Annotated in this window: 26 protein-coding genes and 1 tRNA gene; 6 read left to right on the top strand and 21 right to left on the bottom strand. The window is 67.5% G+C overall.

Annotated features, from left to right (window positions below; all coding sequences use genetic code 11):
* The first annotated feature begins 342 nt into the window (after nucleotides 1-342).
* Both GC203_RS12790 and GC203_RS12795 read left to right on the top strand, forming a co-directional pair.
* Nucleotides 343-639, top strand: coding sequence for a hypothetical protein (locus GC203_RS12790; protein WP_293454949.1), 297 nt, complete (start codon nucleotides 343-345; stop codon nucleotides 637-639).
* A 237-nt stretch (nucleotides 640-876) separates the two neighbouring features.
* Nucleotides 877-1,575, top strand: coding sequence for a helix-turn-helix transcriptional regulator (locus GC203_RS12795; RefSeq protein WP_293454951.1), 699 nt, complete (start codon nucleotides 877-879; stop codon nucleotides 1,573-1,575).
* Nucleotides 1,576-1,590: 15 nt separating this feature from the next.
* On the opposite strand, the gene GC203_RS12800 is transcribed toward GC203_RS12795, so the two are convergent.
* The 4 genes from GC203_RS12800 to GC203_RS12815 all read right to left on the bottom strand — a co-directional run bounded on the left by GC203_RS12800 (nucleotide 1,591) and on the right by GC203_RS12815 (nucleotide 4,528).
* Entirely contained in the window at nucleotides 1,591-2,442 is an 852-nt protein-coding gene (locus GC203_RS12800; RefSeq protein WP_293454953.1) for a nucleotidyl transferase AbiEii/AbiGii toxin family protein, read from the bottom strand.
* Nucleotides 2,439-3,512 (bottom strand): type IV toxin-antitoxin system AbiEi family antitoxin, encoded by a 1,074-nt coding sequence (locus tag GC203_RS12805; RefSeq protein WP_293454956.1) that lies wholly within the window; start codon nucleotides 3,510-3,512, stop codon nucleotides 2,439-2,441. Before GC203_RS12805 ends, GC203_RS12800 begins: the two co-directional genes overlap by 4 nt.
* 134 nt (nucleotides 3,513-3,646) lie before the next feature.
* Nucleotides 3,647-3,731 (bottom strand) — tRNA-Leu (locus GC203_RS12810).
* 125 nt (nucleotides 3,732-3,856) lie between these two features.
* Nucleotides 3,857-4,528 (bottom strand): HEPN domain-containing protein, encoded by a 672-nt coding sequence (locus tag GC203_RS12815; protein ID WP_293454958.1) that lies wholly within the window; start codon nucleotides 4,526-4,528, stop codon nucleotides 3,857-3,859.
* Between the two features lie 221 nt (nucleotides 4,529-4,749).
* On the opposite strand from GC203_RS12815, the gene GC203_RS12820 reads away from it, so the two are divergent.
* Nucleotides 4,750-5,562, top strand: a complete 813-nt coding sequence (locus GC203_RS12820; RefSeq protein ID WP_293454960.1) for an HNH endonuclease — start codon at nucleotides 4,750-4,752, stop codon at nucleotides 5,560-5,562.
* Here the strand turns inward: GC203_RS12820 and GC203_RS12825 are convergent.
* From GC203_RS12825 to GC203_RS12865, 9 genes are all read right to left on the bottom strand, one after another.
* Nucleotides 5,559-6,809: a DUF763 domain-containing protein gene (locus GC203_RS12825; protein ID WP_293454961.1), complete on the bottom strand. Its 1,251-nt coding sequence runs from the start codon at nucleotides 6,807-6,809 to the stop codon at nucleotides 5,559-5,561. The genes GC203_RS12820 and GC203_RS12825 overlap by 4 nt on opposite strands.
* Before the next feature lie 61 nt (nucleotides 6,810-6,870).
* Nucleotides 6,871-7,407, bottom strand: a complete 537-nt coding sequence (locus GC203_RS12830) for an AAA family ATPase (protein WP_293454963.1) — start codon at nucleotides 7,405-7,407, stop codon at nucleotides 6,871-6,873.
* On the bottom strand, nucleotides 7,404-7,940 hold the full coding sequence (locus GC203_RS12835; RefSeq protein ID WP_293454964.1) for an ASCH domain-containing protein: 537 nt from the start codon (nucleotides 7,938-7,940) through the stop codon (nucleotides 7,404-7,406). The genes GC203_RS12830 and GC203_RS12835 overlap by 4 nt, the downstream gene beginning before the upstream one ends.
* Nucleotides 7,856-9,112 carry a hypothetical protein gene (locus GC203_RS12840; RefSeq protein WP_293454966.1) on the bottom strand — a complete coding sequence of 419 codons (1,257 nt, stop codon included), beginning with the start codon at nucleotides 9,110-9,112 and terminating at the stop codon, nucleotides 7,856-7,858. The genes GC203_RS12835 and GC203_RS12840 overlap by 85 nt, the downstream gene beginning before the upstream one ends.
* Nucleotides 9,109-10,131 carry a hypothetical protein gene (locus GC203_RS12845; RefSeq protein WP_293454969.1) on the bottom strand — a complete coding sequence of 341 codons (1,023 nt, stop codon included), beginning with the start codon at nucleotides 10,129-10,131 and terminating at the stop codon, nucleotides 9,109-9,111. Before GC203_RS12845 ends, GC203_RS12840 begins: the two co-directional genes overlap by 4 nt.
* Nucleotides 10,131-10,784, bottom strand: a complete 654-nt coding sequence (locus tag GC203_RS12850; RefSeq protein ID WP_293454971.1) for a DUF4186 family protein — start codon at nucleotides 10,782-10,784, stop codon at nucleotides 10,131-10,133. Before GC203_RS12850 ends, GC203_RS12845 begins: the two co-directional genes overlap by 1 nt.
* Nucleotides 10,777-12,213, bottom strand: a complete 1,437-nt coding sequence (locus tag GC203_RS12855) for a helix-turn-helix transcriptional regulator (RefSeq protein ID WP_293454973.1) — start codon at nucleotides 12,211-12,213, stop codon at nucleotides 10,777-10,779. Before GC203_RS12855 ends, GC203_RS12850 begins: the two co-directional genes overlap by 8 nt.
* Nucleotides 12,210-12,653: a hypothetical protein gene (locus tag GC203_RS12860; protein ID WP_293454974.1), complete on the bottom strand. Its 444-nt coding sequence runs from the start codon at nucleotides 12,651-12,653 to the stop codon at nucleotides 12,210-12,212. Before GC203_RS12860 ends, GC203_RS12855 begins: the two co-directional genes overlap by 4 nt.
* A 234-nt stretch (nucleotides 12,654-12,887) precedes the next feature.
* Nucleotides 12,888-14,219, bottom strand: coding sequence for a site-specific integrase (locus tag GC203_RS12865; protein ID WP_293454976.1), 1,332 nt, complete (start codon nucleotides 14,217-14,219; stop codon nucleotides 12,888-12,890).
* A 332-nt stretch (nucleotides 14,220-14,551) separates the two neighbouring features.
* Between GC203_RS12865 and GC203_RS12870 the strand changes: the two genes are divergently transcribed.
* The 3 genes from GC203_RS12870 to GC203_RS12880 all read left to right on the top strand — a co-directional run bounded on the left by GC203_RS12870 (nucleotide 14,552) and on the right by GC203_RS12880 (nucleotide 17,171).
* Nucleotides 14,552-14,887, top strand: a complete 336-nt coding sequence (locus GC203_RS12870) for a FeoA family protein (RefSeq protein WP_293454978.1) — start codon at nucleotides 14,552-14,554, stop codon at nucleotides 14,885-14,887.
* Nucleotides 14,884-16,758 (top strand): ferrous iron transporter B, encoded by a 1,875-nt coding sequence (locus GC203_RS12875; RefSeq protein ID WP_293454981.1) that lies wholly within the window; start codon nucleotides 14,884-14,886, stop codon nucleotides 16,756-16,758. Before GC203_RS12870 ends, GC203_RS12875 begins: the two co-directional genes overlap by 4 nt.
* Nucleotides 16,759-16,847: 89 nt before the next feature.
* Nucleotides 16,848-17,171 (top strand): hypothetical protein, encoded by a 324-nt coding sequence (locus GC203_RS12880; RefSeq protein WP_293454984.1) that lies wholly within the window; start codon nucleotides 16,848-16,850, stop codon nucleotides 17,169-17,171.
* Nucleotides 17,172-17,223: 52 nt separating this feature from the next.
* On the opposite strand, the gene GC203_RS12885 is transcribed toward GC203_RS12880, so the two are convergent.
* Genes GC203_RS12885 through GC203_RS12920 form a run of 8 tightly spaced genes read right to left on the bottom strand, consistent with a single transcriptional unit; the run spans nucleotide 17,224 to nucleotide 23,112 of the window.
* Nucleotides 17,224-17,613, bottom strand: a complete 390-nt coding sequence (locus GC203_RS12885) for a response regulator (protein ID WP_293454986.1) — start codon at nucleotides 17,611-17,613, stop codon at nucleotides 17,224-17,226.
* Nucleotides 17,610-18,794, bottom strand: coding sequence for a PAS domain S-box protein (locus GC203_RS12890; RefSeq protein ID WP_293454989.1), 1,185 nt, complete (start codon nucleotides 18,792-18,794; stop codon nucleotides 17,610-17,612). The genes GC203_RS12885 and GC203_RS12890 overlap by 4 nt, the downstream gene beginning before the upstream one ends.
* A 56-nt stretch (nucleotides 18,795-18,850) precedes the next feature.
* Nucleotides 18,851-19,333 carry a MarR family winged helix-turn-helix transcriptional regulator gene (locus tag GC203_RS12895; RefSeq protein ID WP_293454991.1) on the bottom strand — a complete coding sequence of 161 codons (483 nt, stop codon included), beginning with the start codon at nucleotides 19,331-19,333 and terminating at the stop codon, nucleotides 18,851-18,853.
* Nucleotides 19,330-20,334 carry a fumarylacetoacetate hydrolase family protein gene (locus GC203_RS12900; RefSeq protein ID WP_293454993.1) on the bottom strand — a complete coding sequence of 335 codons (1,005 nt, stop codon included), beginning with the start codon at nucleotides 20,332-20,334 and terminating at the stop codon, nucleotides 19,330-19,332. Before GC203_RS12900 ends, GC203_RS12895 begins: the two co-directional genes overlap by 4 nt.
* Nucleotides 20,331-20,612, bottom strand: coding sequence for a hypothetical protein (locus tag GC203_RS12905; protein WP_293454996.1), 282 nt, complete (start codon nucleotides 20,610-20,612; stop codon nucleotides 20,331-20,333). The genes GC203_RS12900 and GC203_RS12905 overlap by 4 nt, the downstream gene beginning before the upstream one ends.
* Before the next feature lies 1 nt (nucleotide 20,613).
* On the bottom strand, nucleotides 20,614-20,997 hold the full coding sequence (locus GC203_RS12910) for a cupin domain-containing protein (RefSeq protein WP_293454998.1): 384 nt from the start codon (nucleotides 20,995-20,997) through the stop codon (nucleotides 20,614-20,616).
* The gene (locus tag GC203_RS12915; protein ID WP_293454999.1) at nucleotides 20,994-22,127 is read right to left on the bottom strand and encodes a homogentisate 1,2-dioxygenase; all 1,134 of its coding nucleotides are present in this window, start codon (nucleotides 22,125-22,127) and stop codon (nucleotides 20,994-20,996) included. Before GC203_RS12915 ends, GC203_RS12910 begins: the two co-directional genes overlap by 4 nt.
* Before the next feature lies 1 nt (nucleotide 22,128).
* Nucleotides 22,129-23,112 (bottom strand): isoaspartyl peptidase/L-asparaginase, encoded by a 984-nt coding sequence (locus GC203_RS12920; RefSeq protein WP_293455000.1) that lies wholly within the window; start codon nucleotides 23,110-23,112, stop codon nucleotides 22,129-22,131.
* Between the last annotated feature and the right edge of the window lies 1 nt (nucleotide 23,113).

Consider the following 23,113-nt stretch of genomic DNA (forward strand, 5'->3'; position numbering starts at 1 on the left):
CGGGGCCGGTAAGGAGATCTCTCGACCCCTTCGTGTGGCCGGTCATCGAACCGACGCCCGCCCGCTGACAGAGCAAGCTCCGAGACGAACACCGCGGTCCTGCGGTAGCCAACCCGCGCATGAGTGTCTGATCCACCGTCGTCTTGAGCCCCGCCTCCGACCCTGCGCATGGACTCCAACGGCTGGCGCTCGGCCCATCGGCCGGGCGCTTCGGCGTGCCTCCCAGCTTGACAAATGGACATGAGTCGAAGGGGTCGCCGGAGACCGCGGGGCTCCGGCGCAGGGGAAGGCCTTCCCCTCCCAGGTCACGCTCCGGACCCGAGTCAGGCTAGGCTCAGGCCCATGTGGATGGACACGGCCTGCCGCGCCCTGCGCGAGCATAAGGTGCTGGAGCTCCGGTACGATGGGTACAGCCGCTGCGTGGAGGTCCACGCGGTGGGCTACACCAAGACCGGCGAGCCGATGATGCGCGCCTGGCAGGTGCGGGGCGGCAGCGCCAGCGGCGAGAAGGTGGGCTGGAAGCTGATGCGGCTCAGCGAAGCGCTGGGCGCGGTCATATCGGACGAGGCCTCCGCCGCGCCGCGCAAGGGCTACAAGCGCGGGGATCCGGCCCTGGAGCGCATCGTCTGCGAACTGTGAGCGCGGGCGGGCGTGCAGGCCGGCGAGACAGCGTATGATCCGAAACGTGGACGGGGCTTCTCGGTCGGCGTAGGGGTCGCGGGCATCCTCGCGGCCCCTTCTTCTATCGGGCGACAGGGTCGCGTGGTGGGTGATCGCGCTGCTCGTCCAATCCGCCTTCGGTCTGCATTCGGGTACGGTTCGGGGAAACCAGCAGGACGATGGATCACGCTCGACAGGTCCTCAAGGAGACCCGAGATGAACACACAGATCGAACTGGACCTGCCCTACTTCGCCGAGCAACTGCGGTTCCTGCGGCGCGTCTTCCAGCTCACGCAGCAGGACGTCGCGCTGGCCACGGGGCTGACCACCCGCACGATCGAAAAACTGGAAAGCGGGCGCAGCGCCCCCGCGGAACAGACCCTGCGCAGCCTCTGCCGCGGCCTGCGCATCGAGCGGAGCTACTTCATCAAGCCCTCGCCAGAGCAGGCCCAGCGCCAGCGCGACTCGATGCTGAAAGCGCTGCGCACCACGGCCGTGGTCCGTACGACCATCCTCCGCGACGCCCGGGGCCTGATGTCCGCGCTCGAAGGCTTCCACGCCTGGAACATCGACCTCGACACCGTTGGTGACGACGCCCTGGAAGCGGCCACCTCCTTCGCTCAGAACCTGCGCGACTGGGGCGAGATCTGGGACGAGATCGGGCTGACCGAGCGCTTGGACGCGTGCCGCGGCCTCGCCGAGGCCTGTACGGAGCTGGCCGATTTGGGCTACCTGGTTCACACGGGCCGCTACCGCGCGCTCAGGCGCTTCAGCGAGGGCCCGCCGCTGCAGTTCCGGATCGGCCTGATTTCCATCCGGCCGATCGCCGACAGTGAGCACCAGGAGGTCGCGATGGTGCAGCTGGAAGACGGCTGGCAGCTGCCGGCCGAAAACATCCCGAAGTTCGACCTCTGACGCCGAACCGACCGCTCACCGCAGTCCCAGAGCCTTCAGCCAGGCATCCACCTGGCCGAAGGCGTCCTGCTGCCACTCGTCGGCAGAGCGTTCGCCCAGCGCTCCGCCTTCCTCGACGAATTTGCGGGCACAGGTCGGGCCATAGCCCTCGAAGGTGTCGAACTTCTCGTTGATGCGTCCGTACCCCTCGGCGCCGCCCTTGACCTCCAGCAGCGGTTTGCAGGCCTCCGCCAGGGGGGTCGCGCCGCCGGGGTAGTTCCGGACGCAATAGTAGATGTCGTAGGCGTCCTTCTGCTTGTGCCGCCCGTGGATCGCGAAGCCCTTCATCGCCAGCAGGGCCGGGATCGATGCGACCGCCACCTCGACCCTGTTGGTCCCCCCGTCCGGCATCGGGCCGTCGATCGCGACCAGTTGGTAGAACTTGAGCGCCAGGTCGGCGCCGTCCGCCTTCTGGACAGCGAAGTCGGCCACCAGCGGCGGCAGGTTCTTCACGACGTCCGCATCACGCGGCATGAGGAAGTCGACGACCACGTCGATCGCCGGGCCTTCCGCCGTCGCCGGCACGCGGCGGACCAACTGGAAGCGGCGCTTGTCGGTCCGTTGCTCGTAACCTGCGCCCATCAGCGCCTCGATCAGCAGCGCGTACTCGCCATCGCCCAGTGCCTCGGCGTGCAGACTGAGGTCGATGTCGAAGGTGCCGATATGCGGCATGTCGGGATTGTCGAGCAGCAACCACGGGACCGCCCCGCCGACCACGGCGAACTTGCCCTGGTAGCTGCCGAGGACCTGGCCCATCTCGACCAGCACCTTCTTCACGGCGGCGGTGGTGCGATCGTCGTAGTCCGAAGCGATCTGCGGTTCGGTCATCGCGGCCACTCCAAGCCGTTCTCGCGCAGATGGTCCGCAGCCTCGCGCCCCCGCTCGCCGGAGGCCGCCAGATCGAGATAGGTCTGTACGGGGCTGGTCGTGAAGAGTCCGGGCGCGGGCTCGACGATATCGCGGAACAGGCCATCGTCCTTGAGCACCATGATCTCAAGGTTGGCGCCGCGGCCTATCGGGCCGACCTCGAGATGGCGGCGCAGCGCCGCCCATCCAGCCTTGTCGGCATAGATGTGCTCACGGCCCGTGCGGCCGTACGGCGCCAGCCAGTGCGCCGCGGAATTTGCGGCAAGCGCGACATGTACCCCCGGATCTCTCATGGCGCCACGAACGGCCGCCATGAAGGACGTCCCATGCGCGGGCGTGTAGGCGTGGATGCGCTCACCGGCCAGCGGTTCATAGTTGTCGCGCCAATGATCGAGCAAGGCGTCCGGCGCGGTGAGGCGCAGGCCGTCAGGCTCCACCGCCGCCCAGTCCCGGTCGAGCAACGCCCTGCGGACGTTGCTCACATGCCCCAAGCTGACGTCCGCCGCCTCAGCGAGATCGACGACCTTCCAAACCCGCGACGGCTCGCGGAGCAGACGCCGCAGGACCTGGGCCGACTTGGGCTTGAAGAGGGACTTGAGCTCACGCTTTTCAGTGGCCGGCTTGGTCGCGACCACGCGTTCGATGAAGACGCCGTCGAAGACGATCCGGCAGTTGCCTTCAAGGTCGGCATAGCCCACGCCGGCGTCGCGACAGAGGTCGCGGGCCTGCTCGGAGAGGTAGGGCGCGATGAAGACCGGCGTGGCGCGATCAAATCGAAGCGCAAGGTGGTTGAGGTAATGGACGGCGTCGCGCACGTAGCGAGGCTGGCCGCTGGACTTTACCTCGCAGACGATCGTGTGCGGCCGGCCCTCCACATCGAAGCGAAATAGCAGATCCACACCGCGATCCTGGGTGGCGTGTTCGTGCTCAACCTCGATATTTTGGATTGCCGGAACGTCTTGAAGCAGGCTGCGCAGAATCTCCCCGGCTCCAGCCTCAATGCTTTCAATTGGTTCGTGCGATTTCAACATTCAGTTGAAATGGCCATTCCAGTAAAAAAGGTCAAGGAATTTCACTGATAGCTCCCATTTCAGCGCGTGCTGAAATGATGGCGCGGAATGATAAGCCATCAAATCGCACGGCGCTCATAATGCATCTGAATAGGTGGTGCCCCCGGTCGGGCTCGAACCGACACCCCTCTCGGGACCGGATTTTGAATCCGGCGCGTCTACCAATTTCACCACAGGGGCCGCAGGGGGATTGGTTACACCGGCTGGCCTAGAAGGTGCAATCCGCAAGACCTCAGAAGCGTCCTGAGTAGACGCTAGGATCTGACCAAAGAGCCGAGGTTCGACGCCGCGCGATGTGAAGAGGGTTAGCTGGACAACGATCCAGACGCGGCCACGCGGTCCAGCTCAGCCATCGTCGGCACACGGCCGAGATCGACTATTTTTCGCAGAACCTTGGCGAGGAGGTCGCTCGCGAAGCGATACGCCGTCGAAAGTGCCGCGCGGTCCATTCCCACGCCGTGGACAACCTTGGAACGAGCGGCGTAGGCCTTTTTGACGGCTTGATACGTTGCAGCCTTCTCATCGGGCGAGCCGTCTAAGAGTATCGCGGCGTGCAAGGCAATGCGTCGGCTGATCTCGGCTTCCACCCCTAAAAGACCCTCGATGCCCGCCCACAGCAACATAATCTTCGCGTCGTCGTCGACTAGGTAGTGCGCATTGTTGTAGTAGCGCTGTGCGGTTTGAAAACGCTGGTCGGCAAGTACGACGTCGAACCGCTCCATGCTTGCAGCCGCCCAGGCCAGAAATTCCGGGACTGGCTCCAGCACTGCCTCGCGTGGCCGGATCATCAGGTTACGGTTCGCGATCGCGAACCCCTGGTCTTGAGCATAGCTATAGAGCGGGATGATCGGTGACCGGAATGCCAAGCTGAGCAGGCTGAACACCCAGAGCGCGTTCCAGGCTTTGGCCGCCAATACTTCACCGCCGTCAGGGTGTTCAATCCGCAGGGAGAAGTCGGCGAGGGTCTCCATGACCATCAGCGCAGCGTCCGTTGGCATCTTGCTGACGCTCGATGCGAAAGAGGTAGTTTGCCTCGGGATCTCTGAAGTTAGGGTTATCCCTGGCGCCAGCGCAAATTCGCTTGTTATTGCCAAGCCGTGTCCGGTGATGTGAACAACGGGGCCCGTCCCGACCACAATTGAGACCATCGTGGAATCCTGGTTGCCTCAGCCCCAACCCGAGAGCGGGGACGCACCTCATGCGATGCATCTTTTGCAAGGCGGAATCGTCGGCCTCCCGCAGCATCGAGCACATCCTTCCGGAGTCTATCGGCAACTCCAAGCTTTTGCTGCCGAAGGGCGTCGTCTGCGACAAGTGCAACAACTACTTCGCCAAGGCCGTGGAGAAGCCGTTCCTAGAGGCTGAGGCGGTCCGCCAGATGCGATTCCACGAGGGCCTGCCGAGCAAGAAGGGCCGGGTACCTTCGATCGTCGGTCTGCTCGATCCCGACGTACCCGTTCGGCTGTTCCGCGACGCCAAGGACAGGGCGCTCTCAGCAGCGGTGCCGACGGAGCATTTCGGCCGTCTCGCAGAACGGCCCGAAGGTCGACTTCTGATGCCGATGGGAGGCGCCCCGCCCTCGGGCACGGTCTTGTCGCGGTTCTTTGCGAAGGTAGCCACGGAGTCGATGGCCGCACGGCTGACTTACGATCCCAGGCTCCTCGAGCAGTTCATTGACGATCCTCAGCTCGACCCCCTGCGCAATCACGCCCGCCGAGGGCAGCCCTTGGACTGGTCCGTACACGTCCGAAGAATCTATCCCGCGAACGCGCGAACGCTCGGTCCCGACGGTTCGTGGGGCCAAGTCATGCATGAGTCGGATTTTTTGGTGACGCCCAGGCAGGAAATCTACTTCGCTCAGGCGATCTTCGGAATCGAGTACACGATAAACATCGGCGGCCCCGACGTGGATGGCTATCTCGAGTGGTTGGATGCCAACAACCAAGCGAGTCCTCTCTACGCGCCCAAGAATCTAGAGCTCTACGAAATGCCTGCGCCCCGACCCGGCTAGGCGATCCGGCGCGCGTCCGCTTCCCAGCCGAAGATGCTGCGCCCGCCGTAACGGCCAGAGCGAGCGCGCTCTTCGGCTACCACCTTCTCAAAGCTGACTGCCGCCGCCATGTCTTCCAGCCGGCGCGACTCCGCGTCCAGGCGCTGTAGAGCGTGGAGCTGATCGTCCTGGCCGAGCTTGGCATTGCTGACCGCGGATTTCAGTACTGAGATCGTGTGGTCGTAGACGTGGATCGGCACGGGGAACGGATGACGATCCTTGCCGCCATGTGCGAAGGCGAACCGCGCGGGATCGCTGAAACGGCACGCCGCGCCATGCATCACCTCCGCGACGAGCGCGAGCGCCCGCACCGTCCGGGCTCCGACGCCCGGAACCTGCAGGAGTTCGGTGAAGTCCACCGGACCCCGCTCGGCAGCCGCAGCCAAGTTGCCCTGGAGACGGGTCATCACAACATCGCCTCGTCGAACCTCGTGGTGCGCCGGCAGGCTCAAGTGGGGCAACATCATTTGGGGTTCGGGAGCCGGCGCGGGAGACTTTGCCCGCTCAATCGCGGCGACTTCGCGAGCTACCCCTTCGGCGCCCAGAGTGTTCAGCAGTTCGATCTGAGCACTCCGCGAGGCACGGGCGCGCAGATCCGTGAGATTCAGGATGTCGCCTTGGGTCTCACCATCGATCCCGACATGGGGAGCATCGACGAAGCTCTCCAAACCCTCCGACAGCCAGTGATAGCGGCGCGCCTGGCCGACCTCGCCCTTCATTCCTTGCTGCACCACCACCCAGCGCCCGTCGTCGCTAACGATGAACCCGTGCAGATAGAGGTCGAAGCCGTCCTGTACGGCGGCGCTGTCGACTCTGGCGACAAGCCGGCTAGTGGTCGCCAGGCCGCCGCCGTCAAATCCGAGGCGATCGCCCAGTGCGACGAGCTCGTGCGGCGTCTGCCGAGAGTGTTTGCCGCGGCCTCCACAGACATGGAGGCCAAGTTCCTTCGACCGCGGCGCAAGGCCTCGCTTCAGCGCACCGAGCACGCTCGTGGTGATACCGGACGAATGCCAATCCATCCCCATGACCGAGCCGAACGCTTGGAACCAGAACGGATGCGCCAGGCGCCTCAGCAGCTCATCGCGCCCGTAGTGATGGATGATGGCCTCGCACATGACGACACCCAGCGCGGTCATCCGATCAGACAGCCACGCAGGCACGCGGCCGCCATGTAGCGGCAGATCAGCGCTCCCGGTGCGTTGGCTCAAGACTCAGCCCTATGTTCCTGTCTTGTTCTATCACAAACGTGGCCGCCCAACAGACGCTGAATCACCGCGTCGACAGGAAGCCCAAGAGTTCGTCACGCAGCTCCAGCACCGGCCGGCCACCGTCAAGCCTGAGATCGGCGGCGTTTCGCAGGCCTTGATAAAGGTCCTGCTCCGCCGGGTGGCGCTCGTCTTCGAGGATCTGTTCGAGCGTTTTGCCACGGGAGGCTACGCGCGCATGGCGGACGTCGACCGGGGTGCCCAGGTAGACCAGCACCGTCGGATCGTTCAGCTCGGCGGCGCGGACCTGCAGCGCGGCCAGGATCTTCAAATGCCTCACGCCGTCGAGCACGAGTTCATCTGTCGGCTGATGGCCGGCCCACTCCAATGTGTCGTCCAGGAAGGCGCGGGCGTCAGCCTCGACACGCTCGTGGCCGACGTCCTGCAGGACCGTACGATCGTTCACGTCGAGGCCGCGCTCGCCAACCAGGTGCCGGACGTAGTTGCCAAAGCTGGCGCATCGAGCCGCGCGGGCTGCGGCCAGCGCATTGGCCAGGGTGCTCTTGCCGCTGCCGATGGCGCCGGCAAGTGCAATGATCATTGAAACGCCAACTGCGGCTCGCGCTCTGGGCGACGGTCGATAATTACCCAGCCTTGCCGGTCACGCTTGGGGAAAGGCAGCGGCGTGACTTCCACTGGATCGTTGAGCTCGATCAGGGTCGCATACTGCTTTTCCGCGCGGCTCTCCCAGAACGCGTCGTCCAAGGCGAAGAGCTGGCCGGCGAACTGTTCGCGGATGTCGGACAGCACGCGCGGCGAGAGCTGGTGGAAAGTCGCAGCACCCGCCTGGGCGACGCCGACGATCGGGCCGCCACTCCGCTTGATGAGGATAATGTCGTTCGGATCGACACAGCGGTAGGGCGGACGACGATGGACGCCGAAGCGCGACTCCACGGTCTTACGGCCGTCGAGGACCGCCGAGAGAAAGGGTTCGACGAAGATCGCTAAATGGACGCCGACGCTGATCTCTTCCTCAGCGAGCAGGTCGCTCAGCCGGCGGCCCCAGCCAGAGTTCGCCGGAACATGGTCGCGGAGCCGTTCAAGAATCGCGCGTCGTTCGCAGTCCGGTCCCAAGACGACCCTCCAACCAGCGTCGCCGAATGCGCGAGGTCGCGCGCAGCGATTCGCGCAAGTTCGGCAACGAGGTGAATCGGGTCAATCGGCGTCGAATCCCGAGTCTCGGTTCGCGCCGGGTCGAGTCCTTTTGGCCACAGGTCGTGTTCGGCCGCGAGGAGCTGAAGGGCGGTAAGTGTTGCGGCCGGGGGGCAGCTGAAGGCGCGGTTGCCGCTGGTCCAGAGATTGGCCTGCGCGCGACCTGAGACGCGAGTGCTGACGCTAGGGAACACCTCGCCGTTGACGAGGGGCACGATACCATCGGGGGCCGGCGCCGGCTGGGCCAGCAGTCGCAGGCGAACGCCGTGCAGCGTCAGCTCGAAGGCCGGCGGCGCCGTCGGCAGTGGCGGCCCGACACGGATTTCCCCGCGGCGGAACACCAGAAGATCGCCACGACGCCATGTCGGCAGCCACAGGTGGACACCGGCCGCTTGCATGGCGGCCGCTTCGAAGGCGGGCGTGCGGTAGGTCAAGGACTCCGACGCTTGATCGACCAAGCTGAGGCCAAGTTGGTCTGCTGTCGCGAGGAGTTCTGCGCGCTCCGTCTCCGACGTTGGCCTCACACCCAAAGGCGGCGTGCCGACAAAAATCGCAGCGTCCTGGCTGCAGCCCGTTGCGGCCATTCCGAGCAGGCCCGCAAATACAGGCGGATACCAAGGCGGGTCGACGATCGCGGCAGCGCAGTCCGCCGCGACCGGATCCTGGAAGCGCGGGTCTTCGCCAAGCCGCGCCGCGAGTCCCACGCCGATGATGTTGTCCTCGTAGGCCACGCAGAACCGGCGGTCCGCGGCGCTCTCGGCGGCCGCTAGGATCACGGTCGGCACCCCTAGCAAGAGGACCTTGTCGCCGGGCCGGGTCACCGCGACCGCTCGGCGCACCAAGCCGCGCGCCGTCTCGGCGCAGAACCGCCACTCGGCGTCGAGCGGATGGGGCAAAGCCAAGCCCTCGCCTTGCGGCAAGGGAGGCGTGAAGAGCGGAACGGCGCCTGCCTCGCCAGCGAGCCGCTGCGCGCTCAGACTCTGCTCACCTTGGAGGTCGGCCAGCAACTCGATCGGGTGGCGCCCCTTGGCCGCCGCCACCAGCGCCGGAAACGACGCCGTCCAGGGCGTGCTTAGGCCAGGCGCCGCGCTCATGGCTGCACACCGAGCGGCACGTCCACTATCGCCCGAGTGCGCAGATCGGCCGGATACCGCCGGTCCAGCTCATCCATCCAGATCGCGATGGCGGCATCCTGCACCGGAGCCGCGGCCTCGAAGCGGGCATGCCCACCGCGGGCGTCACGCTCCCGCGTCGGCGAGAAGTTTCCGATTTCGAGGGGGATCACTCGCAGCGGCAGATTCGGGTCCAACCTTTGCAGGCGATCGAGCAGAGCCGGAACGCCGTTGGCCGCTGCCGCAACACCCGGACCTGTCAGGGTCACATAGCCGTAAAGGTCCAAGCCAAGCTCAAGATATTGGCCAAACCGCTCGAACTGCGCGTCGTAGCCGTCAGCTTGGGCGGTGGTGTTGAAGGCGAACGAGGCGGCGTCGAAACCCTTGAAGCAACAGACGCGGCCATAGTTCCGGTACGCGGCAAGACGCTCGCGCTGGGCGTCGGAGAGCTTGGTGAAGACGTAGTCCGTGCTGAGGTTGTCGTCGGACCACAGGTATGTCGTCTCCGCCAGGCCCGCCTCCTCCAGCGCATCCATCATCCAGACGATCCACTCCGGCGTGAGGTCGGGCGATCCGCCGGACAGGTCGATCACATCAGGACGATCGGCTTCGGTCGCGTAGAGCGACACCAATTGCTCGGCGGTGCGCCAGACGCCGTTGGCGGCGTTGCCGTTGAGCATCGCGAAGGGGACGAAACAGTACCAGCAGCGCCAGCCGCAGGCGGCATTCTGGAATACCTGGGCGCGGACCATATCGCCGGGTACCCCACCAAGCGCCCGCGCGGCAGGGTCGATGGGCAGTGGGTTCTGAGGCCAGCCAGCGGCCGTCGCGCGGCGGAAGTGCCGCACGCGTCCCAGGCCGTCACAGTTCGGCGGCACGGTGAGGTCGGCTTGTTGATCTGAGCCGGCCAGCCGGCTGATCAAGATCTCGCCGGACGCCGGGCGCACGATCTTGGCGCGCATCTGCGCCGTAAAGGCCCCGGTGTCGATCGGCTTGGCCATCAGGGGGCCGCCCCCGGCGAGTGCGGCGCGGGGGGCGAGGTCATCTTCGTGACGAGATCCGGCGAGGTCCCTGCGCCGGGCGCCGGCGCCATCAGATCCACCATGCGCTGATCGAGGTAGGCCAGCACCAGACCCGCGCAGTAGTCGAGCTCGGCCGAGGTCAGCTCGCGCCCCTGCGGGATGTCGTGCCAATACTCGAGGCACTTCCGGCAACAGGTCGCGGTCGCATGCTGGCCGAAATGGATGGCGCTTTCCCCCTTCGGCGTCTGCCGGCCGTCCCAGGCGATATTCGCCTTGCCGATCTTCTTCTCCAGGTAAGGCCGCACCCGCTGGCGCAGCGCTTGCCGCCCCAGCTTCGCCGCCTGCTTGCGCGACTTCTCGTCGAAAGGCGCGTGGAAGAATACGTGGCGGATCAGTTCGTGCTGCAGTTCTGCGAACACGCCTTCCACATCGCGCAGATCGCGTTGCTTCACGCGATCCCAGTCGACCAGGTTCACGCCACACTCGCGGCACTGGCCTTCGTAGGTCTTAGCCCAGTCCCTTTTTCTCTTGTCCGGGCTAAAGGCATGGCGGCCCGTCGCGCAGTCGCTGTCCTTGCACTTGACGTTCAGCGGCGCGAACGCCTGCTGATTGAATTCCGGATCTTCAGCCATCGGCGGCCTCGTCGTGGAGAGCCAGGGTGAGGAGGTCCAGCTCGCGTTCGCCAAGGCTCTCGAAGGCGAAGCGCTGGAAGAAGGTGTCCCGCGCGAAGACCAGCGGGTCGTAGGACGTGTCCTGCATGTTGGCCGCGACGCCCCACCAGTTCACCTTCTGGAGCGACAGCCGATGGGCCGCGTAGTTGGCCAATGCCGAGACATCGGCGCCGAACCGATCGGCGACGGCCGTCACCGACGTCTTCAAGCGTCGCATGTCGCCGTCCGCGTGCGCGATGGCAGCTTCGACCAGGGCTTCAGCTTGCCCGTCGAGGGTGACCTGTCCAGCAAACCAACTGCAGAGCTGCTCGTCATGGGAGGTCCGGCGCTCGTCGGAAGTCTCTTCACCTTCGACCACCTCGAACTCGGCGGCGTCGGGATTATCGGCAGCGTGCCGCAGCTCGTGGATCAGGTCGAACAGCCAGCGCGCCGGGTAGCGATGCGCCTGTTTGAGCACAACGACGTTGACGTGGTTGATCCGCCAGCAGGCGCCGTGGAACGCGCCCGGATCGTTGAGTGGCAGAACCACGACCCCGAGATCCCAAGCCATGTCCAAGCACGCCCGGAAATCCACGCCGCCATAGTTATGGACGAGGGCGTGCCGGAACACGCGCCACTCGGTCGGGATCGTCGACCGCGGCCGGTCGACCATGGCCTTCGCGCACAGCGTCGCCAAGTGATAGGCATAGGCCGCATAGATGTTGGCGGACCGGGCATCGCGGCCCTTGGGCATCTTAAAGCGGGCCGTGGTGCCGCCGAGCTGAGACGGATCCAGAGCGCCTGAGCCGAGGATGTCGCGCGGCGACCAGTCGAAGATCGCCCCTACCCGATTGGCCATCACGCCTAGCGACTCGCGGTCGTGATCCAGGTCGAGGTCACGCGTGATCCGGCGCCTCAGGAAACCTTCGTCCAGGCCGATGGCCGACAGACGTTTCACCACCGCCTGGGGGTCGCTCGGTTCGATCAGTTCCAGCCGCTTGTTGACGACCAAGCCGATGGCATCGGCGACATCGACCATGCGGCTGAAGCTCGCGCCGTCGTAGAGCGTGGCTTCGTAGCGCTGGATCTGCTGCTCCTTTAGGCTCAGCCGATCGGCGAGCTGGCGCTGGGTCAGGCCCGCAGCGATCCGCGCTTGGATCAGAACCTTCGGCAAGTCGGCCAGGGAGTCGGTGTCGAAGCTCCGAACCGCGCCGTCGCGCAGGCGCTCGAAGTCGGTGATCTCAGTCTCCAGAAGCGTCAGATCGGCGCGCACCGAATCGATCTGGGCGGCCTTCAGGCGCGGATCGAGGTCGGTAGCGTTGAGGCTACCCGCTTCCAAAGCGGCCAGAGACGCGCGGAAGCGCTCGGCCTGCGCCTTGGCATTGGCCAACTGGCGGTCGGTCACGATCACGGCAACGCCCTCACATCCAACAGGACCACGCCTTTGGCGTGGCCATCACGGTCCTTCTGGAAGAAGTCCGCATAGATCATTCCCGTCGCCTCGCAGGCGACGTGGCCCCAGGGAAAAACCTCCCCGAGATACTTGGCTTTCATGGCCTTGCGACCGTCGGTGTGCCGCAGCAGCACCGGGTCGACGAGCGCGCCGTTCATCCCATTGGGATCGAAGGCCACATCGAAATCGCCCGGCTGTTCCTTCGCGGTGACGTAGCTGCCGTCCACGATCGCCGCGCGGCAGCCGGCCATCTTCAGGTTGAGCAGCGCGCGGTAGAGGCCACCGGCCAAGAAGGTTCGACGCGAGTTCCAAGCGAATGCCGCGAGGAAATCCACCCACGTGCAGGGATGGACGCCCTCGGGCAGATAGCCAGTTTCGGAATCGAACGTGATGGCCATGAGACAACACTGGCGTTGTGTGAGGAGAAAGTCATCGACACAACACAGAAGTTGCGTCATGGCAGTCGATACCGGCGTTCGACAATCGCGATATGGTAAATAGTGGCGCTAGTTCAAGGCTCAACGGGTCATCGGCGCCGTGGACTCGACGGCCGACCGGCCCAGATCGCTCTAGAAGCTCGGCGCTTGGTGGAGCTCGTTGCTCCCGAGGTGAGTTCGAATGGAGCCTGGGGCTCAGGGCGATGGTGGGCGTTCGCCAGGAAGGCGCTCGGGCGTTCGCCCGCGCCTCTGCGCGGAAGGTGCCTTCCGCGGCTTAGGGGGCTTGCGCACGTTGATGGCGCCGGCATCAAGCGTGTTCTTGATGTGCGACGCGTAGAACTTCTCAATCATCTCGACGCTGGTGCGGCAGTTCTTCGCGATCTGATAGATGTCCGCCCCCTCCATGAGCCGTAGGCAGATGTAGGTGTGTCGCAGGCTGTACGCGGTGCGAGCATTGCCTTCCCGATCCGTCTTCAGCCCAAGTTCGTCCAAGATCGCGTTCAGCAGCTCGCGTTGCACTTTCCCGAAGATCAAATCCGTGGGCTTCGGGTCGTGACGCTTCCGGAGGCGCAGCAGTGGCTGTACGGCGCCGGGCATGCTCTTGCAGTAGCCGACGCCGCGCTTCCCCCGGACTTCGATCTCCAAAATCCGCTGGCTGGTCTCCTCGTCGATGACCACATTGACGTCCCGATACTCGAGCCGGGACGCCTCGTCGGGCCGCAGCCCCGTGTTGACCATGAAGAGCACGTAGTCGTGGAACTGCTCGCACTCGCCGCGCCAGCGCTCGTTCTTCGGATTGCGGGCGCGTTCCCGCGTCGCCTCGTAGAGGCGCTTGTACTCCTCGGGGGAGAACCAGGCCCGGTGCGAGATCTTGCCAGATGCCTTGTACGGCGCCGACATGTCCGGTAGCGCAGCGATCCAGCCCTTGCGGTTCGCCGTCTTCAGCACCTGGCGAAGCGTCACGAGTTCCTGGTGCAACGTGCTGCGAGCTGGGCGCTTCGGCGCCGCCTTGTTTCGGCCCCGGCCACGCTTGTCGGCCACGGGCTCCGACGGATTCAGTCGGTGGACCCGATACTCCTGAATCAAGCCCGCGGTGATCTCGCTGAGGGGACGGTCACCAAAGAATGGGAGCAGATACAGCCGCAGATGCCGCGACTTCCCCTCGACATATTCGGCGTTCCGCTCGCCGTGGGTGATGACGCCGTACTCGGCCACGAACACGTCGGCCGCCTCTCGGAAGGTCGGTCCCGTCGGCTTTGCCTTAGGCCTTGGCCGCAGGAAGAGCGGCTCTCCAGCGGCGGCGCGTTCGTCGTCGGTCGGCAAGGGAAGGCCTCGCCGACGTAGGCGATCGTCAGCGTACCGCTCCATGTACCACTCTCGGGCAAAGTCCATCGCGAGGGTGAGGCTCTTCTGGCGCGTCGTCTGGCGGTGATTCCGACCGCTAAGAAACACCGCACACTGCCAGAAGCTGCTGTTTTCGCGGCGGTACACATGGACTTTTCCGTCCATGAGGGTGTGGCTTTCCATGGCCCTGCCTCACTTCCCGGATCAACGGGACTAATGTGTAAGGCATGTGTAAACTCGGCGCACTACGTTAAGTCACTGAGATGACTACGTAAGTTTACGACCTGATGGCCCGAAATGCGCTTTTGAGTCTGCCGCGTCTACCATTTCGCCACTGGGGCCCGGTCTCCCGGTCGTGGGCGCGGCGCAACATAGGGTCCGCCGCGACGGCGTCAACGCGCCGCCGCATTTGCTCTGCGTCAATGAGTCGATGCGCGGAATCGACGGCAATGCTTGAGTTTGCGCCGCAGCCCGCGTAATTGATAATCACTCGCAAGAGCCGCGCAGGACCCGCGATGCACGACATGCTGGCCGATCCGATCCAGGCTTCCGCCGCCGAGGCGCCCGTCGAAGCCGACGGCGCGCGCGTACGGCTGAGCCGGGCGCGGCCGGGCGACCGCGGGGTCATCGTCGAGGTGGCTGCCGCCAGCCATCCGGGCGACCACGGCGTCCACGCCGAGGAGCTGCACCGCCGGCTGCTGGAGTTCGGCTTCGTCGAGGGCGCCCACGTCGAGGTGCTGCACGAGGGCGCCATCCGCCGCGACCCGATCGCCGTGCGGCTCGACGACATGCGCGTGGCGCTGCGTCGGCGCGACGCCGACGACGTGTGGGTGCGCCTGGAGCCCAAATGAGTGAAGTCGCCATCCGGCCCGCCCGCGTGGCGCTGGTCGGCAATCCCAATACCGGCAAGACCGCGCTCTTCAACGCGCTCACCGGCAGCCGCCAGAAGGTGGCCAACTACGCCGGCGTGACCGTCGAGCGGAAGGAAGGCTTCATCACCACGCCCGCCGGGCGCAGCCTGTCGATCCTCGACCTGCCGGGCACCTACTCCCTGCGCGCGCGCAGCCCCGACGAGGCGGTCACCCGCGACGCGGTGCTGGGCCGGCTGGCCGGCGAGGCCGAGCCCGACGTGGTGGTGGCCGTGGCCGACGCCACCAACCTGCGCCTCGTCCTGCGCCTGATCCTGGAGCTGAAGGCCGTCGGCCGGCCGATGGTGCTGGCGCTCAACATGTACGACATCGCCCAGCGCCAGGGCCTGCGGATCGACCTCGAAGGCCTGGCCCGCGAGCTGGGCTGCCCGATCGTCACCACCGTGGCCACCCGCAAGCGCGGGATCGACGAGCTGACCGCCAAGGTCGAGCAGGTGATCGCCTCCGGCGCCCTGGCCGGCGACAACCGCTGGCGCGAGCCCTCCGCCGGCGAGATCCGCGACGCCCACCGCGAGGCCCAGCGCATCCTGAAGGCCTATGTGCGCCCGCCCGAGCGGCCCGACACCGTCACCGGCCGCGTCGACGCGGTGCTGCTGCACCCGGTGGCGGGCCTGGCCATCCTGCTGGGCCTGCTGTTCCTGATGTTCCAGGCGGTCTTCACCTGGGCTGCGCCGGCGCAGGACGCGATCGATGCGTCCTTCCAGTGGCTGGGCGCGGCGGTGAGCGCCGGCCTGCCCGACGGCCTGCTGAAGAGCTTCATCGCCGACGGGGTGATCGCGGGCGTGGGCTCGGTGCTGGTGTTCCTGCCCCAGATCCTGGTGCTGTTCTTCTTCATCATCATGCTGGAGGACTTCGGCTACATGGCCCGGGCCGCGTTCCTGATGGACCGGATCATGGGCGGCGCCGGCCTGCACGGGCGCGCCTTCATCCCCCTGCTCTCCAGCTTCGCCTGCGCGATCCCCGGGATCATGTCGACGCGGGTGATCGACAACAAGCGCGACCGGCTCACCACCATCCTGGTGGCGCCCTTGATGACATGCTCGGCGCGCATCCCGGTCTACACCCTGATCATCGGCGCCTTCATCCCCGACACCCGGGTCTGGGGCCTGCTCAGCCTCCAGGGGCTGGTGATGTTCGGCCTCTACGCCGCCGGCATCCTGTCGGCGCTCGCCGTGTCGTTCGTGACCCGCCGGGTCTTCTGGCGCGGGGCGGTGGAGCCGTTCCTGATGGAGCTGCCGACCTACAAGCTGCCCTCGCCCGCCAACGTGGCGCGCAACCTCTGGCTCCGCGCCCAGATCTTCGTGAACCGCGCCGGCCGGATCATCTTCCCGCTGATGATCGTGGTGTGGTTCCTCTCCACCTTCCCGGCCCCGCCGCCGGGCGCGACCCAGCCGGCGATCGACTACAGCCTGGCCGGCCGCCTCGGCCACCTGCTCGGCCCGCTGCTGGCGCCCATCGGCTTCAACTGGCAGATGACCGTGGCCCTGATCCCCGGCTTCGCCGCGCGCGAGGTGGCTGTGGCCGCGCTGGGCACCGTCTATGCGATCGGCGACGCCGATTCCAACGTGGGCGCGCTGGCCACCCAGCTGGCCCAGCACTGGAGCCTGGCCACCGGCCTGTCGTTCCTGGCCTGGTACGTCTTCGCCCCGCAGTGCGCCTCGACCCTGGGCGTGGTGAAGCGCGAGACCAACTCCTGGCGCTGGCCGATCGTCATGTTCCTCTACATGACCGGGCTGGCCTACCTCGCCTCGTTCATCGTCTATCACACGGCGGTCGCGCTGGGCGGCGGCTGAGGGCGTTCCACCCTCAGTTGTTTTAACCGCTCCTTTTCCGTGCGCTTTAACGACCCGATAAACGACTGGGGCGCAGGCTCGTTTTCACCATGCAGAACGAGCTGGAAATCGCCCACGACGCGCCTGTCGCCAGGAAGCCCCCCATGCGGGTCAAGCAGACCCTGTGCAAGCGCGTCCGTGAGGCCCTGCTGTCGCTCGGCGGCGAAGCGCACCGAGCGATGGTGATCGCACAGGTGGCCAAGAGTCTTGGCCACGATGTCAGGCAGATTCCGGAGGAGCTCGAGGCCGAGCTCATCCACTCCTTCGAGCAGACCTGGCGCGACGAGCGCAAGCGCGCCGCCTACGGCTTCCACCTGCCGTTCGGCGAGGGCTCCCACCGCTGGAGCGTGCGCCCGCCGGCGATGGCGGCCTAGGGCCTTTCCCGTTCGGATGGGCTCCATTTGAACGGGACAGGAAGGCTCCAGGTCAAACGCCCGGGCTCGACCCGAGCGCCGCGTCGATCGCCCGGCCGAGTTCGCGCTCGTTGACCGGCTTGAACAGCACGCCGGCCGGATGGTCCAGGTTGATCCGCCGCATGGTCGCCGGCTCGCGCGAGCCGGTCACGAAGATCACCTTCGACCCCACCCGCTCGTGGATGGCGATGGCGGCGTCGACGCCGTCCTTGTCGCCGTCCAGCCGCACGTCCATCAGCACCACCTCGGGCCGGTGCTTCTCGACCAGGGCGATGGCGTCCTCGGCGGTCGCGGCCGTCCCGCAGACGTTCAGGCCCAGGTTCTCGACCTGAGCCGAGAGCGCCTCGGCGATCAGGAACTCGTCGTCCACGACGGCGACGCAGGCGCGCGGCTCGCGGATCATGGCAACCTCGGCGCGGGCAGGCGAACGACGGTTCGCACGCCGTTCTCCGTTGAAATGTCCAGCACGCCGTTGAGCTGCCGCACCAGGCCGGCGACGATGCTGGCGCCCAGGGTCGGTCGGTCGGCGTCCAGGGCGGCCGGATCGTAGCCCACCCCGTCGTCGGCCACCACCAGCACGACCTCGCCCTCGTCGCCGTCCTTCAGTTCGACCGCGATGGCGCCGCCGCCCTCGGGAAAGGCGTACTTCATCGAATTGGTCACCAGCTCGGTGACCAGCAGCCCCAGCGGCACGGCGAAGTCCAGGCCGACACGCCGGGGCGGGGCGTCGATCGACAGCCGCGCGGCGTTGTCCCCGGCGCTGTCGATCAGGTGGCGCGAGAGGTCCCGCAGGAACGGGGCGATGTCGAAGGTCTCCAGGTCGTTGGAGCCCATCAGCTGGTGGTGGACGAGGCCGATCGCATAGACCCGCCCACGCAGCGTCTGCAACGCGGCCCGCGCGCCCGGGTCGCCCAGCCGGCGCGCCTGCAGCAGGATCAGGCTGTCGACGAGCTGCAGGTTGTTCTTCACCCGGTGATAGACCTCGCGCAGCAGCAGGTCGCGCTGCGCCAGCGCCGCCGTCCGCTCCTCGACGACCCGCTCCAGCTCCTGCTTGGCCGCCTCCACCGCCGCCAGCGCCCGGTGGCGCTCGTCGACGTCCTCGACCACGGCGATCGCCAGGAAGGGCGTCTCGCCTTCGGGCGTGCGCACCACCGCCGCCGACACGCGCCCCCAGAACCAGCTTCCGTCCCGCCGCAGGTAGCGCTTCTCGCGCGCGTACGCCTGGATTTCCCCCTGGAACAGCCGGCCGTAGCGCGCCTCGGCCTCGGGCCGGTCGTCGGGGTGGGTGAACTCCCAGCCGTTGCGGCCCACCAGGTCCTCGGGCTCGTAGCCCAGCATGGCGGCGTAGGCGCGGTTGGCGCGGATGATGACGCCCGTCGTCGGGTCCGAATGCACCTTGCCGACGCCGGCGGATTCGAAATCGGCCCGGAAGTGCGCCTCGCGCAGCAGCGTCTCCTGCTGCGCCTGCGCCTTCTCCTCCAGGGCCGCCGAGAGGTCGGCGTTCAGCCTCTCCAGCTCCGCGATGCGGGCCCGCAGTTCACGCTCGCTCGACATCCGGCGCTCGGCGCCACCCCCGCTACTCAACAAGCAGTAGTAGCTATCGCAGGGCCTTCAACTCAAGCTCAAGTGTGACGCGCGCGCTACGGCCGCGGCGTCGCGCCCGCCAGCTGGCCCGCGGCCGACTGCAGCCGCACGAGCAGGCGCTTGAGCAGGGTCACCTCCTCGGGCGCCAGGCCCGAGATCAGCGCGGCCTCGTAGGCCAGCGCCAGCGGCGCGATCTCGCCGTGCAGCCCGCGTCCCTCGGCCGTCAGCGCCAGCACCTGGGAACGGCCGTCGGCGGTGTTGCGCCGCCGGGCCACCAGCCGCCGCTTGGTCAGCGCCTGGGCCGCGCGGCTCACCGTCACCTTGTCCATCACCGTGCGCGCGACGACCTGCACCTGGGTCATCGGCCCGTCCTCGGCCAGCACGCAGATCAGCCGCCACTGCGGAATCGAGAGCCCGAACCGGTCCTCGTAGGCGCGCGCGATCAGGCTCGAGACGGCGTTCGACGCCACCGACAGCCGGTAGGGCAGATAGGCGTCGAGCCGAAGCCCGGCCTCCTCCTGGCGCGCCTCCACGCTCATGGCGCGGCCACCTCCTGCTCGATGGCGCCGAAGATCGTGTGGCGGCGGGCGTCGACCATCTCGATCCGCACCCGGTCGCCGGCCTTCAGGAACGGGGTCTTCGGCGCGCCGTGCTGGATCGTCTCGATGGTCCGCACCTCGGCCAGGCACGAATAGCCCACGCCGCCGTCGGCGATCGGCTTGCCCGGCCCGCCGTCCGGCCCGCGGTTCGACACCGTGCCCGAGCCCACGATCGTGCCGGCCGAGAGCGCCCGGGTCTTCGCCGCATGGGCCACCAGCGTCCCGAAGTCGAAGGTCATGTCGACCCCGGCGTCGGCCTCGCCCAGCGGCGTGTCGTTCAGCGACACCTCCAGCTTGCCGTGCAGCTTGCCGTCCTTCCAGCCGGGCAAGGCGTCGGGCGTCACCGCCACGGGCGAGAACGCCGAGGCCGGTTTCGACTGGAAGAAGCCGAAGCCCTTCGCCAGCTCGCCGGGGATCAGGTTGCGCAGGCTGACGTCGTTGCAGAGCATCACCAGCCGGATCGCCGCCAGCGCCGTCTCGCGGCTCGCGCCCAGCGGCACGTCGCCGGTCACCACCGCGATCTCGCCCTCCAGGTCGCAGCCCCAGGCCGGATCGGCCAGCGGGATCGGGTCGCGCGGGCCCAGGAACCCGTCCGATCCGCCCTGGTACATCAGGGGGTCGGTCCAGAAGCTGTCGGGCATGTCGGCCGCGCGCGCCTGGCGCACCAGGGCCACGTGGTTCACATAGGCCGAGCCGTCGGCCCACTGGTAGGCGCGCGGCAGCGGGCTCGCCGCGTCGTGCTCGTGGAACCGCGCCTTGGGCACCGAGCCGTGCTCCAGGCTCTCGGCCAGGCCGCGCAGCTCGGGCTCGCAGCGGCCCCAGTCGTCCAGCGCCGCCTGCAGGCTGAGCGCGATACGGTCGGCGGGCGAGTACCAGGCCAGGTCGTTCGACACGACCACAAGCCGCCCGTCGCGGCCGCCCTTCAGAGACGCCAGTTTCATGTCTTTCCCCCCGGGCCGCGCGGCATGCGCCGCGTGCGCCTTACGCCACGCTCATAGGCCTTCGGCTCGTAGACCGTCACCTCGACGCGGATGTCTCCATCCGCCCCGTCTTCCCATAGATAGGCCCGCTCGAAGCTGACGTCGCGCCCGCTTGGGGTGAAACCGTCGAAGGTGTCGCCCCAGGGTGTTATTTTGCGCAGCTCGGCCCAGCCCAGCGACAGCGCCCGGTCCAGCTCGTCGTCGGCCGCCGCGGCCAGATCTTCGTCCAGGTCCGCCATGTCAGATCCGCACGCCCTGCGGGGCGGTGAAGTCGGAAACCGCCGCATCCCCGGTGTTGACCACCTCGGACGGCTCGAAGATCAGCACCTCGGCGATCTCGTCCGAGGCGGTGCGATGCTCCACCCCGCGCGGGACCACCACCATCTGTCCGGGCCCGAGCGTCACCGTCCGATCGCGGAACTCCACCTGGAAGCGGCCCTTGAACACCAGGAACATCTCCTCGGCGTCGGCGTGGCTGTGCCAGGGGAACACGCCCTTGGTCTTCACGAGGCGCACGTCCTGGCCGTTGAGCTGGGCGGCGATCTTCGGCCGCCAGGTCTCGGAGAAGGCCGCGAACTTCTCGGCGAGGTCGACGGCCTCGGGGGACGAAACGTCTTCGCTCATGCGCCCTTCCAGCTGTCCACATAGGCCGGGTTCTCCACCGAGGCGGCCGCCTCGCCCACGTCCAGCGGGTCGCGGGTGTCGATCATCACGGCGTATTCGTCCGTCGCCGGCTTCGGCTGGCTCAGCATGTTCTTCAGCGCCTTCGGGTGCGGCCCGTGCGTGAACCCCGAGGGGTGGAAGGTCATCATGCCCGCCTCGATGTGGTCGCGGCTGAAGAAGTCGCCGGCGTGGTAGAACAGCACCTCGTCATAGTCGTCGTTGTTGTGGAAGAACGGGATCTTCAGCGCCCCCGGATCGGTCTCGAAGGGCCTGGGCGTGAAGGTGCAGACCACGAACCGGTCGCTCACGAACGTCGAATGCACCGATGGCGGCAGGTGATAGCGGTGGCTGACCACCGGGCGGATGTCGGCCACGTTCAGCCGCACCGGCGCCAGCTCCCCGTGCCAGCCCACCGCGTCCAGCGGATTGTAGGGATAGGTCACGGTCGAGACCTGGCCGCGCTTCTTGATCTCCACGCGGAACTCGCCCGCCTCGTCCTGGTGGGCGCGGAAGGCCTCGTCCATCACCGGGGTGTCCAGCATGGCCGGGTCGAACTGGGCGTGCGGCCCCAGGATCCCGCGGTCGGGCAGCTTGTAGTGGGTGTTGACCGCCTCGATCATCAGGATCGCGGTCGGCTGCGACGGCGCCAGCCGCCACATGGTCCCGCGCGGCAGATAGAGGTAGTCGCCGGCCCGGTAGCCGATCCGGCCGAAGTCGCAGTAGAGGTCGCCCTCGCCCTGGTGGACGAACAGCAGCTGGTCGCCGTCGGCGTTGCGCGCCAGGGCCGGCATCGCCTCCGCCAGCTTCCAGAAACGGATGTCGGTCGCCCCGTTGCGCAGCACCGCGCCCGCGGCCCAGGGCGACGGCTCGGCCGCGTTCAGCCGCGCCAGGTCGAAGGCCCGCGGCCGCAGCGGGCCTTCGAAGCTGGTCCAGCCCGTCGGCGGGCGCTTGTGGTAGAGGAAGGCGGCGGGCCCGAAGAAGCCCTCCTTCGACATCTCGCGCTCGTAGGCGCCTTCCGGCAGGTCGGCGTGGGCTTGGCGCGAATGCGCCCCCTGCGCGGCCCGAACGGGAATCCAGTCGCCCTTCGCCATCTCAGGCCTCGTCTCCAAAGACGCCGACGACGAGCGGTTCGCCCTCGGCGATGCGTGCGCGGTACATGCCCGCGGTGTTGAAGCTCCAGGCCATCTGGCCGTCGGGGGCGACCGCGATCACCCCGCCGTCGCCGCCCAGGGCGGTGAGCTGGCCCTGCACCACCTTGTCGGCGGCCGCCTGCAGCGAGAGTCCGGCATGCTCGACCAGCGCGCAGATCTCCCGCGCCACCCACAGCCGGATGAAATACTCGCCCGCGCCGGTGCACGAGACGGCTCCGGCCCGGTTGGTGGCATAGGTCCCGGCGCCGATGATCGGGGAATCCCCCACCCGGCCCCAGCGCTTGGCGGTCGTCCCGCCCGTGGACGTGCCGGCGGCGACATCCCCGTTCGCGTCCAGCGCCACGACGCCGACCGTTCCGTGCTTGCCCTCGTCGTGGACCAGCGAGAGGCGGTCGTCGTCCACCCCGGCCCCGGCCGGGCGCGGCGGGATCGGCAGCCCCGCCCCCGTCAGCGCCTTCTCCAGCCCGCGCCAGCGGCGCTCGGTGAAGAACCAGCCGGGCTCCACCTGTTCCAGGCCCTGGCGCCGCGCGAAGGCGTCTGCCCCCTCGCCCATCAGCATCACGTGGTCCGAGCCCTCGATCACCGCGCGCGCCGCCGAGATCGGATGCCGCGTGGCCGTCAGCCCCGCCACCGCGCCGGCCGCCAGCGTGCGGCCGTCCATGATCGAGGCGTCCAGCTCCACGCGGCCTTCGGCGGTGAAGGTCGCCCCGCGCCCGGCGTTGAACAGCGGGTCATCCTCCAGCAGGTGGATCGCCGCCTCCGCCGCGTCCATCGCCGAGCCGCCCGCGCGCAGCACCGCCGCGCCGGCCTCGGCCACCGTGGCCATCGCCGCCCGGTAGGCCGCCTCCTGCTCGGGCTTCAGCCGCTCGCGCTCGATCACGCCGGCGCCGCCGTGCGCCACCAGGGCCCAGCGGGAACCGCTCACG

Source organism: Phenylobacterium sp. (assembly GCF_016124325.1).
Lineage (GTDB): Bacteria > Pseudomonadota > Alphaproteobacteria > Caulobacterales > Caulobacteraceae > Phenylobacterium.

Coding starts and splice junctions, on each gene's coding strand:
- GC203_RS12790 (WP_293454949.1), top strand. CDS start 343: ATGTGGATGGACACGGCCTGCCGCGCCCTGCGCGAGCATAAGGTGCTG.
- GC203_RS12795 (WP_293454951.1), top strand. CDS start 877: ATGAACACACAGATCGAACTGGACCTGCCCTACTTCGCCGAGCAACTG.
- GC203_RS12800 (WP_293454953.1), bottom strand. CDS start 2,442: ATGACCGAACCGCAGATCGCTTCGGACTACGACGATCGCACCACCGCC.
- GC203_RS12805 (WP_293454956.1), bottom strand. CDS start 3,512: ATGTTGAAATCGCACGAACCAATTGAAAGCATTGAGGCTGGAGCCGGG.
- GC203_RS12815 (WP_293454958.1), bottom strand. CDS start 4,528: ATGGTCATGGAGACCCTCGCCGACTTCTCCCTGCGGATTGAACACCCT.
- GC203_RS12820 (WP_293454960.1), top strand. CDS start 4,750: ATGCGATGCATCTTTTGCAAGGCGGAATCGTCGGCCTCCCGCAGCATC.
- GC203_RS12830 (WP_293454963.1), bottom strand. CDS start 7,407: ATGATCATTGCACTTGCCGGCGCCATCGGCAGCGGCAAGAGCACCCTG.
- GC203_RS12840 (WP_293454966.1), bottom strand. CDS start 9,112: ATGAGCGCGGCGCCTGGCCTAAGCACGCCCTGGACGGCGTCGTTTCCG.
- GC203_RS12845 (WP_293454969.1), bottom strand. CDS start 10,131: ATGGCCAAGCCGATCGACACCGGGGCCTTTACGGCGCAGATGCGCGCC.
- GC203_RS12850 (WP_293454971.1), bottom strand. CDS start 10,784: ATGGCTGAAGATCCGGAATTCAATCAGCAGGCGTTCGCGCCGCTGAAC.
- GC203_RS12860 (WP_293454974.1), bottom strand. CDS start 12,653: ATGGCCATCACGTTCGATTCCGAAACTGGCTATCTGCCCGAGGGCGTC.
- GC203_RS12865 (WP_293454976.1), bottom strand. CDS start 14,219: ATGGAAAGCCACACCCTCATGGACGGAAAAGTCCATGTGTACCGCCGC.
- GC203_RS12870 (WP_293454978.1), top strand. CDS start 14,552: ATGCACGACATGCTGGCCGATCCGATCCAGGCTTCCGCCGCCGAGGCG.
- GC203_RS12875 (WP_293454981.1), top strand. CDS start 14,884: ATGAGTGAAGTCGCCATCCGGCCCGCCCGCGTGGCGCTGGTCGGCAAT.
- GC203_RS12880 (WP_293454984.1), top strand. CDS start 16,848: ATGCAGAACGAGCTGGAAATCGCCCACGACGCGCCTGTCGCCAGGAAG.
- GC203_RS12885 (WP_293454986.1), bottom strand. CDS start 17,613: ATGATCCGCGAGCCGCGCGCCTGCGTCGCCGTCGTGGACGACGAGTTC.
- GC203_RS12895 (WP_293454991.1), bottom strand. CDS start 19,333: ATGAGCGTGGAGGCGCGCCAGGAGGAGGCCGGGCTTCGGCTCGACGCC.
- GC203_RS12900 (WP_293454993.1), bottom strand. CDS start 20,334: ATGAAACTGGCGTCTCTGAAGGGCGGCCGCGACGGGCGGCTTGTGGTC.
- GC203_RS12905 (WP_293454996.1), bottom strand. CDS start 20,612: ATGGCGGACCTGGACGAAGATCTGGCCGCGGCGGCCGACGACGAGCTG.
- GC203_RS12910 (WP_293454998.1), bottom strand. CDS start 20,997: ATGAGCGAAGACGTTTCGTCCCCCGAGGCCGTCGACCTCGCCGAGAAG.
- GC203_RS12915 (WP_293454999.1), bottom strand. CDS start 22,127: ATGGCGAAGGGCGACTGGATTCCCGTTCGGGCCGCGCAGGGGGCGCAT.